This is a genomic window from Azohydromonas lata NBRC 102462, assembly GCF_001571085.1.
Classification (GTDB): domain Bacteria; phylum Pseudomonadota; class Gammaproteobacteria; order Burkholderiales; family Burkholderiaceae_C; genus Azohydromonas; species Azohydromonas lata.
Genome location: NZ_BCTC01000014.1, coordinates 84069 through 93713 on the forward strand (window position 1 = coordinate 84069; position 9645 = coordinate 93713).

The window sequence follows — 9645 nt, forward strand, 5'->3', positions numbered from 1 at the left end:
ATACTGTCCGCCACGGCCCAAGTATTTCAGTATCCCCGGGACAAATAAAAGGCCGCGCAAAGCGCGGCCTTTTGTCGTGCCCAACGCGGCCCCATGAAGTGCCGCGGGTTGGGTCCTGGTCAGCCCATGTGCAGGCCGCCGTTGCAGCTGAACTCGGCGCCGGTGGTGAAGCCGGATTCCTCGCCCGCCAGCCAGGCCACGATGGAGGCGATTTCCTCCGGGGTGCCCAGGCGCTTGATGGGAATGGTGGAGACGATCTTGTCCAGCACGTCCTGGCGGATGGCCTTGACCATGTCGGTGGCGATGTAGCCGGGGCTCACGGTGTTGACCGTCACGCCCTTGGCAGCCACTTCCTGCGCCAGGGCCATGGAGAAGCCGTGCATGCCGGCCTTGGCGGCGGAGTAGTTGGTCTGGCCGAACTGGCCCTTCTCGCCGTTGACCGAGGAGATGTTGATGACGCGGCCCCAGCCCTTGTCCAGCATGCCGTCGATCACCTGCTTGGTGACGTTGAACATGCTGTCCAGGTTGGTGGACATCACGGCCTGCCAATCGGCCTTGCTCATCTTGCGGAACTGGCCGTCACGCGTGATGCCGGCGTTGTTCACCAGCACGTCCACGGTGCCGTGCTCGGCCTTGACCTTCTCGAAGGCGGCGACGGTGGAATCCCAGTCGGCCACGTTGCCCACCGAGGCGTAGAACGTGTAGCCCAGGGCCTTCTGCTCGTCCAGCCACTTCTGGAAGTCGCGGCTCGGACCGCAGCCGGCGATGACCTTGAAGCCGTCCTTGTGCAGGCGCTGGCACATCGAAGTACCGATGCCGCCCATGCCGCCCGTCACGTAAGCGAGTTTTTGAGTCATCTCGTCTCTCCTTCATTGGGCCGTCCTGCGGCCCTTGGTGGTGTTCCAGGGAATTCTTCAGCGGCGCCGCGCCCGCGCGTGGGCGCGGCGGCCGCCCGGGCAGCTCCGGCGGCTGCCCTTGGTCGGTCAGCCGATCAGCGCTCGACGGCCAGCGACACGCCCATGCCGCCACCGATGCACAGCGCGGCCACGCCCTTCTTGGCGTCGCGGCGCTGCATTTCGTGCAGCAGCGTCACCAGCACGCGGCAACCGGAGGCGCCGATGGGGTGGCCGATGGCGATGGCGCCACCGTTGACGTTGACCTTGGCCGGGTCCACGCCCAGTTCCTTGTTCACCGCGCAGGCTTGGGCGGCGAAGGCTTCGTTCAGCTCGAACAGGTCCACGTCGCCGACTTGCCAGCCGGCGCGCTCCAGCGCCTTGCGCGTGGCCGGCACCGGGCCCATGCCCATGGTGGCGGGGTCCAGGCCGCTGGTGCCGAAGCTGGCGATGCGCGCCAGGGGCTTCAGGCCCAGCTGCTCGGCCTTGGCGGCCGACATGACCATCACGGCGGCGGCGCCGTCGTTGATGCCGGAGGCGTTGCCCGCGGTCACCGAACCGGCCTTGTCGAAGGCCGGGCGCAGGCCGGCCAGCGCTTCGGCGTTGGTTTTCTTGTTGATGAACTCGTCGGCGTCGAACATCACCGGATCGCCCTTGCGCTGCGGAATGGCAACGGGAACGATCTCGTCCTTGAACTTGCCGGCTTCCTGGGCGGCGGTGGCCTTTTGCTGGCTGGCCAGGGCCAGGGCATCCTGCTGCTCACGGGTGATGTCGTGCGCCTTGGCGACGTTCTCGGCCGTGATGCCCATGTGGTACTTGTTGTACACGTCCCACAGGCCGTCGTTGATCATGGTGTCGACCATCTTCCAGTCGCCCATGCGCTGGCCGTCGCGGCTGCCTTGCAGCACGTGCGGGCTGGCGGACATGTTTTCCTGGCCGCCGGCGATCACGATCTCGCTGTCGCCCCAGGCGATGGCTTGCGCCGCCAGCATCACGGCCTTCAGGCCGGAGCCGCACACGGCGTTGATGGTCAGCGCCGGCGTTTCCTTGGCGATGCCCGCCTTCATCATGGCCTGGCGAGCCGGGTTCTGGCCCGCGCCGGCGGCCAGCACCTGGCCCATGATGACTTCACCGATCTGGTCGGCGCCCACGCCGGTCTTCTCCAGCAGGGCCTTGATCACGGCAGCGCCCAGCTCAGGCGCCGGGATCTTGGCCAGCGTGCCGCCGAACTTGCCCACGGCGGTGCGGGCTGCGGCGACGATGACGATGTCGGTCATGTGTATCTCCTCGTTGTCAAGGTCGGGTAATGACGAAAGCTGTGAGCCCGCGGCTCAAGCCTTCTGCTTCACGTAGCGCCCAGGGGCGGGCTCGATGGGCTTGTAGGTCTTGTTGCCAAGCGTCTTGGGCGCAGCGATTTCCTTGCCCGCGTGCTGCTTGAGCCAGTCGCTCCAGTCCGTCCACCAGCTGCCCGGATGCTCGGTGGAGGTTTCCAGCCACTGGTTGGCGTCGGCAACCAGCTGCTCGTTGGTCCAGAAGCTGCGCTTCTTCTTCTGCGGCGGATTGATCACGCCGGCAATGTGGCCCGAGGCGCCCAGCACGTAGCGCTTGGGTCCGGAGAGGAGTTGCGTGCTGGTGTAGGCCGATTCCCAGGGCACGATGTGGTCCTCGCGCGAACCGTACAGGTACACCGGCGCCTCGATGCGCGAGAGGTCCACCTTCTCGCCGCACACGGTCAAGGCACCGGGCACGCGCAGCTTGTTCTCCAAGTAGGTGTTGCGCAAGTACCAGCAGAACATGGGCCCGGGCAGGTTGGTCGAGTCCGAGTTCCAGTACAGCAGGTCGAACGGCGGCGGGGCCTCGCCCTTGAGGTAGTTGCCCACGACGTAGTTCCACACCAGGTCGTTGGGACGCAGGAAGCTGAAGGTCGTGGCCAGCTCCTTGCCGTTGAGCAGGCCGGGGCCGTTGGGCGCCTTCTCGCCGATGGTCATCTCGCGCAGCCGCACGCCCGTCTCGTCGATGAACAGGTCCAGCACGCCGGTATTGCTGAAGTCCAGCAGCGTGGTCAGCAGCGTGAGGCTGGCCACGGGCTGCTCGCCACGGGCTGCCAGCACGGCCAGCGCGGTGGAAAGAATGGTGCCGCCCACGCAGAAGCCCAGCGCGTTGAGCTTGTCCTGCCCGGTGATCTGCTGAATGGCGCGGATGGCGCGGATCACGCCATGCTCCACGTAGTCATCCCAGGTCTTGCCGGCCGTGGACGCGTCCGGGTTGCGCCAGCTCACGACGAAGACGCGGTGGCCCTGCGCGACGGTGTAGCGGATGATGCTGTTGTCCGGCTGCAGGTCCAGGATGTAGTACTTGTTGATGCACGGGGGCACGAACAGGAAGGGCTTCTCGTGCACCTTGGCCGTGAGCGGCTTGTACTCCAGCAGCTGGAACATGTCGTTTTCGTAGACGACGGCGCCCTCGGTGGTGGCGACGTTCTTGCCCACCTCGAACACGCTCTCGTCGGTCTGCGACACATGGCCCTGCTGGATGTCGTGCCACAACTGCTGCAGCCCCTGGCTGATGCTCTCGCCCTTGGTCTCCAGCGCCTTGCGCTGCGCCTCGGGGTTGAGCGCCATGAAGTTGCTGGGCGCGGCGGCATCGATCCACTGCTGCACGGCGAAGCGGATGCGCGCCTTGGCCTTGGCATCACCCTCGATGGACTCGGCCATCTGCATCAGCGTGCGGGCGTTGAGCAGGTAGACCTGCGCCAGATAGGCGGCGGCGGGGTTCTGCGCCCACTCGGCGGCGGAGAAGCGGCGGTCGGGCAACTTGGCCGGCTCGGCGCTGCCGTCGGCCTGCAGGCGGCCCAGCGTCTTGTTCCACAGTGCCGTGGCTTCGTTGAGGTACTCGCCTTGCAACTTGGCCATGGCCTGCATGGGCAGGTTGAGACCGGACATGGTGCGCAACGCATCCGAAATGGCGGCGCCCAGCGCCGTGGCGTTGTCACCGAACGTTTGCAGTGCGGGAATAGCTTGCAGGGTCACACTCGTCTCCTGAGGACTTTTTCACGAAAACCGTTGGCGTGCAGTGTTGTAGGCTTCGTGTCTTACCGCATCATGACAACTCTTTTCATTCTACGAAATACGTCATTCTGCGTAATCGCGGGTATTTCCTATGTACTTGGTGGCCTTGGCGTGGATGTACGTGGTGCTGATGATGGCCATGGCGGAGGCCACGGCGCCCAACGGGACGGTGCTGGGCGCTGTGTTCACCTTCGTGCTGTATGGGGCACTGCCCTTGTCCATCGTTCTGTATCTCATGGGCTCGCCGGCGCGGCGCCGGGCACGCAAGCGTGCCGAGGCTTCAGCGCAGCCAGATGACGGCAGCCTGACGCCCCGTGACCCGGTCGCGCCGGAACGAGAAAAACTTTGATTCATCCTGCACCGTGCACCACTGTCCGCCTCTGATCTGACGCAGACCTGCCAAACCGAGCCGCCTGCGCGCGAGCTGAGGCAAGTCCGCCAGCCAGCGCGCGCTGCCGTCGGGGCGCGGCCGCCAAGTGAACGCGGCATCGCCGCCGGCCGGGTCCGCCCCGAAGCCGCGCAACACGTCTTCCCCCACTTCGAAGGCCTGCGGGCCTATGCACGGGCCCAGCCAGGCCAGCACGTCGGCCGGCGCACAGGCGGCCAGCGCGCAGACCTCGGCCAGCGTGTTTTCCAGCACCCCCCCGGCCAGCCCGCGCCAGCCCGCGTGCGCGGCGCCCACGGCGCGGCCATTGGCGGCGGCCAGCAACACCGGCAGGCAGTCGGCCACCTGCACCACGCAGGCCACGCCGGGCTCCCCGGTGACGGCGGCATCGGCTTCAGGCGGCGGCGCGTCGGCCAGCGCGGCGGCGTCGGCCGCCGTCAGGCGCAGCACGCGCGTGCCGTGCACCTGGCGCAGCCACACCGGCACGGCGCCCCCGATCGCGGCGGCAACGCGGGCACGGTTCCCGACCACGGCGTCCGGGTCGTCGCCCACGGCATCACCCAGGTTGAGCGCGTTGAAAGGCGCGGCGCTGACGCCGCCGGCGCGCGTGCTCATGAGCGCGCCCACGCCGGCCGGTGCCGGCCATTCGGGCTTCAGCACGCCTTCCAGCTCGTCACTCGGCATCGGGACAAGCGGCCGGCTGCGTCTTGTCGAAGGCATCGAGCTGCATGCAGGCCTCGTACACGCGCATCACGGTGGGCACGTGGTCCAGGCGGCAGTTGAAGCGCTGGGCATTGAAGACCTGCGGGACCAGCACGCAATCGGCCAGGCCGGGCGTGTCGCCGTGGCAGAAGCGGCCGGTGGCGGGGTGCTCGGCCATCTGGCGCTCCACCACCTCCAGGCCGGTCTCGACCCAGTGGCGGTACCAGCGGTTCTTGTCGTCCTCGCTCACTTTCAGGTCGTGCACCAGGTAGCGCAGCACGCGCAGGTTGTTGAGCGGGTGGATTTCGCAGGCCATGTCCTGCGCCAGCGCGCGCACGCGGGCGCGGCCCAGCGCGTCCTTGGGCAGCAGCGGCGGCTCGGGGTGGGTTTCGTCCAGGTACTCGATGATGGCCATCGACTGCGTGAGCGTCGCGTCACCGTCGCGCAGGAGCGGCACCAGGCGCGAGGCCGACACCGCGGCATACGACTCCGCAAGCTGCTCGCGCTTGACCAGGTGCACCGGCTTGTATTCGTAGTCCAGGCCCTTGAGGGCCAGCGCAATGCGCACGCGGTAGGAAGCGGAGGAGCGGAAGTAGTTGTACAGCTGCATTCAGGAACTTACTGCGGAACTGCGGGGTTGACGCGGTGCAGCATAAACCCCTCTGTGGGCTTGTGAACATGGCGGGAACCCTGCACGCCGGCCGAGGCGCGCGAGGCCCACGCTAAACTGGCCGGATGCTTCTTTCCGAGCGCAGCAGGATCCAGCACTGCCCCGCCTGCGGCAGCCATGTCCAATACCGCATCCCCCCGGACGACAACCGGGAGCGCGCGGTATGTCCGGCATGCAGCCGCATCCACTATGAAAACCCGCTCAACGTCGTCGGGACGCTGCCGGTGTGGAACGACCAGGTGCTGCTGTGCCTGCGCAACATCGAACCCCGGCGCGGCTTCTGGACGCTGCCTGCCGGCTTCATGGAGCTGGGCGAGACCACCTCGCAAGGTGCCCTGCGCGAAACGCAGGAGGAGGCCGGCGCCCACATCGAGCTGGGGCAGCTCTTCAGCGTGATGAACGTGCGCCAGGTCGGCCAGGTGCACCTCTACTACCTCGCCAAGCTCACCGACACCCACCTGGACCCCGGCCCCGAGACGATAGAGGCGCGCCTCTTCTCCGAAGCCGAGATTCCCTGGGACCAGATCGCCTTCCGCACCGTGCGCGAAACGCTCAAGCGCTACTTCGAAGACCGCAAGCGCGGCCAGTTCGGCCTCCATACGGCCGACATCGAATAAGGCACAAGCCCGCAGCGGGAACACGCCCTGCCCCATGTGAAAAACGCGCCGCAAATGCGGCGCGTTTTGCATTGAAGGCCCCATCCGCGCCCGTGAGGACGCGGAGGGAAACCCGGTCAGCGCTTTTGCGGCGGCAGGTCCGTGCAGGAGCCGTGGGCCACTTCGGCGGCCATGCCGATGCTCTCGCCCAGCGTCGGGTGCGGGTGGATGGTCTTGCCGATGTCCACCTCGTCCGCACCCATTTCGATCGCCAGGGCGATCTCGCCGATCATGTCGCCGGCGTGGGTGCCCACGATGCCGCCGCCCAGGATGCGGTGCGTTTGCGCATCGAACAGCAGCTTGGTGAAGCCCTCGTCGCGGCCGTTGGCGATGGCGCGGCCGGAGGCCGTCCACGGGAACAGGCCCTTCTTGACCTTGATGCCCTGCGCCTTGGCCTCGTCCTCGGTCAGGCCCACCCAGGCCACCTCGGGGTCGGTGTAGGCCACGCTCGGAATCACCCGCGCGTCGAAGCGCGCGTGCTCGTCGCCGGCAGCCACTTCCGCCGCCACGTGGGCCTCGTGCACCGCCTTGTGCGCCAGCATGGGCTGGCCCACCACGTCGCCGATGGCGAAGATGTGCGGCACGTTGGTGCGCATCTGCACGTCCACGGGGATGAAGCCGCGCTCGTTCACGACGACACCGGCGTTCTCCGCGCCGATCTTCTTGCCGTTGGGCGTGCGGCCCACGGCCTGCAGCACCAGGTCGTAGACGCCTTCGCTCTTGGTCCCGTCCAGGCCTTCGAACTGCACCTTGATGCCGTCCGGCGTCGCCTCGGCGCCCACCGTCTTGGTCTTCAACATGATGTTGTCGAAGCGCGGGGCGTTCATCTTCTGCCAGACCTTGACCAGGTCACGGTCGGCGCCCTGCATCAGGCCGTCCAGCATTTCCACCACGTCCAGGCGTGCGCCCAACGTGGAGTAAACGGTGCCCATTTCCAGGCCGATGATGCCGCCGCCGATGACCAGCATCTTCTTGGGACGCTGGCGCAGCTCCAGCGCGCCGGTGGAGTCCACGATGCGCGGGTCGTCCGGCAGGAAGGGCAGCCGCACCGCCTGCGAACCCGCGGCGATGATGGCCTTCTTGAAGCGGATGACCTTCTCGCCGCCCGTGCGCTCCTGGGCGTCGCCGCCCGTCTCCTGCACCTTGACGTGGAACGGGTCCACGAAGTTGCCGTAGCCGCGCACGATGGTGACCTTGCGCATCTTGGCCATGGCGCCCAGGCCGCCGGTGAGCTTGCTCACCACCTTGGACTTGTGGGCGCGCATCTTGTCGATGTCCACCGTCGGCTCGGCGAAGGTCACGCCCAGGTCGGCGAAATGCTTCACCTCGTCCATCACGGCGGCCACGTGCAGCAGCGCCTTCGAAGGGATGCAGCCCACGTTCAGGCACACGCCGCCCAGGGTGGCGTAGCGCTCGACGATGACGACCTTCATGCCCAGATCGGCGGCGCGGAAGGCGGCGGAGTAGCCGCCCGGGCCGGCGCCCAGCACCAGCATGTCGCACTCGAGGTCCACGTTGCCGGCGTAGCTGCCGGCATTGGGCGCCGCGACGGGCGCGGCCGCCGGCGCCGCCGGGGCTGCCGCCTGCGCGGGAGCGGGCGCCGGGGCCGGCGCGGCGGCGGCCGCGCCCGCGGCCTCCAGCACCAGCACCAGCGAGCCTTCGCTCACCTTGTCGCCCAAGTTGACCTTGAGCTCCTTGACCGTGCCCGCGTGCGAGGACGGGATCTCCATGGAGGCCTTGTCGGACTCCACGGTGATGAGGCTTTGCTCCTCCTTCACCGTGTCGCCCGGCTTCACGAGCACCTCGATGACGGCGACTTCCTTGAAATCGCCGATGTCGGGAACCTTGACTTCTATGAGTGCCATGTCGTCGGTCCCCTTACAGCATCACGCGGCGGAAGTCCGCCAGGATCTGGCAGAAGTACGCGTTGAAGCGCGCGGCCGCGGCACCGTCCACGGCGCGGTGGTCCCACGACAGCGACAGCGGCAGCGTCAGGCGCGGGACGAATTGCTTGCCGTCCCACTTGGGCTCCATGGAGCTCTTGCAGACCCCCAGGATCGCCACTTCCGGCGCGTTGATGATGGGCGTGAAGTAGCGCCCACCGATGCCGCCCAGCGACGAGATGCTGAAGCAACCACCGGTCATCTCCGCGGGGCCGAGCTTGCCGTCGCGGGCCTTCTTGGCCAGCTCCGACATCTCCTGGCTGATCTGGAAGATGCCCTTCTTGTCGGCGTCCTTGATCACCGGGACCATCAGCCCGTTGGGCGTGTCGGCCGCGAAGCCGATGTGGAAGTACTGCTTGAGCACCACCTGGTCGCCGTCCAGCGAGGCGTTGAACTCGGGGAACTTCTTGAGCGCGGCCACGGCGGCCTTGATCAGGAAGGCCAGCATCGTCACCTTGACGCCGGACTTCTCGTTCTCCTTGTTGAGCTGCACGCGGAAGGCTTCCAGCTCGGTGATGTCCGCGTCGTCATGGTTGGTGACGTGCGGGATCACGACCCAGTTGCGGTGCAGGTTGGCGCCGCTGATCTTCTTGATGCGCGAGAGGTCCTTGCGCTCGACCGGGCCGAACTTGGCGAAGTCCACCTGCGGCCAGGGCAGCAGGCCGGGGAAGGCGCCGCCCGCGGCCGCCGGGGCGGCAGCGGGCGCCTTGGCGGCGGCCGCCTTGGTCTGCGCCGTGCCGGCCATCACGGCCTTCACGAAGTTCTGCAGGTCGTCCTGCGTGATGCGGCCCTTGACGCCGGAGCCTGCCACCTCCTCCAGCGGCACGCCCAACTGGCGGGCCTGCAGGCGGATGGAAGGCGAAGCGTGCGGCAGCTTGCCCTTAGGAGCGGTGGGCTCGTGCGCCGGCAGCGCGGCCGTGGGCGCCTGGCGCTGCGCGGGCGGCGCCACGTCGGGCGCCGACACCGTCACGGCCGGGGCCGCGGCGGCGGCAGCCGGTGCGGGAGCCGCGGCGGCCGAAACCGGGGCGGCCGTACCAGTGGCAGCGCCGGCGCCTTCGAGCAGCACGATCAGCGAGCCTTCGCTCACCTTGTCGCCCAGCTTGATCAGCACTTCCTTGACCGTGCCGGCGTGCGAGGACGGGATCTCCATGGAGGCCTTGTCGGACTCCACGGTGATCAGGCTCTGCTCGACCTTGACCTTGTCGCCGGGCTTGACGAACACCTCGATCACGGCGACTTCCTTGAAGTCGCCAATGTCGGGCACCTTCACCTCGATCACGCCGCCGGCGGCAGCCGCCGCCGGGGCTTCGGCCGCGGGCGTGGGCGCC

At 67.8% G+C, this 9645-nt stretch carries 10 protein-coding genes; 2 read left to right on the forward strand and 8 right to left on the reverse strand.

Annotation, left to right across the window (positions count from 1 at the left end; genetic code table 11):
• Window positions 1-119 precede the first annotated feature (119 nt).
• The 4 genes from phbB to ALA01S_RS35165 form a co-directional block, all read right to left on the reverse strand.
• Window positions 120-857: an acetoacetyl-CoA reductase gene (gene phbB / locus ALA01S_RS07685; RefSeq protein WP_066334313.1), complete on the reverse strand. Its 738-nt coding sequence runs from the start codon at window positions 855-857 to the stop codon at window positions 120-122.
• A 134-nt stretch (window positions 858-991) separates the two neighbouring features.
• Window positions 992-2170, reverse strand: coding sequence for an acetyl-CoA C-acetyltransferase (locus ALA01S_RS07690; protein WP_066334316.1), 1179 nt, complete (start codon window positions 2168-2170; stop codon window positions 992-994).
• A gap of 54 nt (window positions 2171-2224) precedes the next feature.
• Window positions 2225-3835, reverse strand: coding sequence for a PHA/PHB synthase family protein (locus ALA01S_RS07695; protein ID WP_084267317.1), 1611 nt, complete (start codon window positions 3833-3835; stop codon window positions 2225-2227).
• A 189-nt stretch (window positions 3836-4024) separates the two neighbouring features.
• Entirely contained in the window at window positions 4025-4150 is a 126-nt protein-coding gene (locus tag ALA01S_RS35165; protein WP_259375508.1) for a hypothetical protein, read from the reverse strand.
• Here ALA01S_RS35165 and ALA01S_RS34680 point away from each other — a divergent pair.
• Window positions 4092-4310 carry a hypothetical protein gene (locus ALA01S_RS34680; protein ID WP_238455723.1) on the forward strand — a complete coding sequence of 73 codons (219 nt, stop codon included), beginning with the start codon at window positions 4092-4094 and terminating at the stop codon, window positions 4308-4310. The two genes, ALA01S_RS35165 and ALA01S_RS34680, sit on opposite strands and share 59 nt — an antisense overlap.
• Here the strand turns inward: ALA01S_RS34680 and pgeF are convergent.
• Window positions 4242-5030: a peptidoglycan editing factor PgeF gene (gene pgeF / locus ALA01S_RS07700; protein WP_066334323.1), complete on the reverse strand. Its 789-nt coding sequence runs from the start codon at window positions 5028-5030 to the stop codon at window positions 4242-4244. The genes ALA01S_RS34680 and pgeF overlap by 69 nt on opposite strands.
• Complete coding sequence (maiA, locus tag ALA01S_RS07705; protein WP_066334324.1) at window positions 5020-5658, reverse strand: maleylacetoacetate isomerase; 639 nt, start codon at window positions 5656-5658, stop codon at window positions 5020-5022. Before maiA ends, pgeF begins: the two co-directional genes overlap by 11 nt.
• A gap of 125 nt (window positions 5659-5783) precedes the next feature.
• On the opposite strand from maiA, the gene ALA01S_RS07710 reads away from it, so the two are divergent.
• A complete protein-coding gene (locus tag ALA01S_RS07710) occupies window positions 5784-6335 on the forward strand; it encodes an NUDIX hydrolase (RefSeq protein ID WP_066334325.1) in 552 nt (183 codons plus the stop codon).
• Between the two features lie 116 nt (window positions 6336-6451).
• On the opposite strand, the gene lpdA is transcribed toward ALA01S_RS07710, so the two are convergent.
• Together lpdA and aceF are read right to left on the reverse strand one after the other, a co-directional pair.
• A complete protein-coding gene (gene lpdA, locus ALA01S_RS07715; RefSeq protein ID WP_066334327.1) occupies window positions 6452-8239 on the reverse strand; it encodes a dihydrolipoyl dehydrogenase in 1788 nt (595 codons plus the stop codon).
• Window positions 8240-8252: 13 nt separating this feature from the next.
• A partial coding sequence (gene aceF, locus ALA01S_RS07720; protein ID WP_066334329.1) for a dihydrolipoyllysine-residue acetyltransferase occupies window positions 8253-9645 on the reverse strand: 1393 nt, incomplete at its 5' end.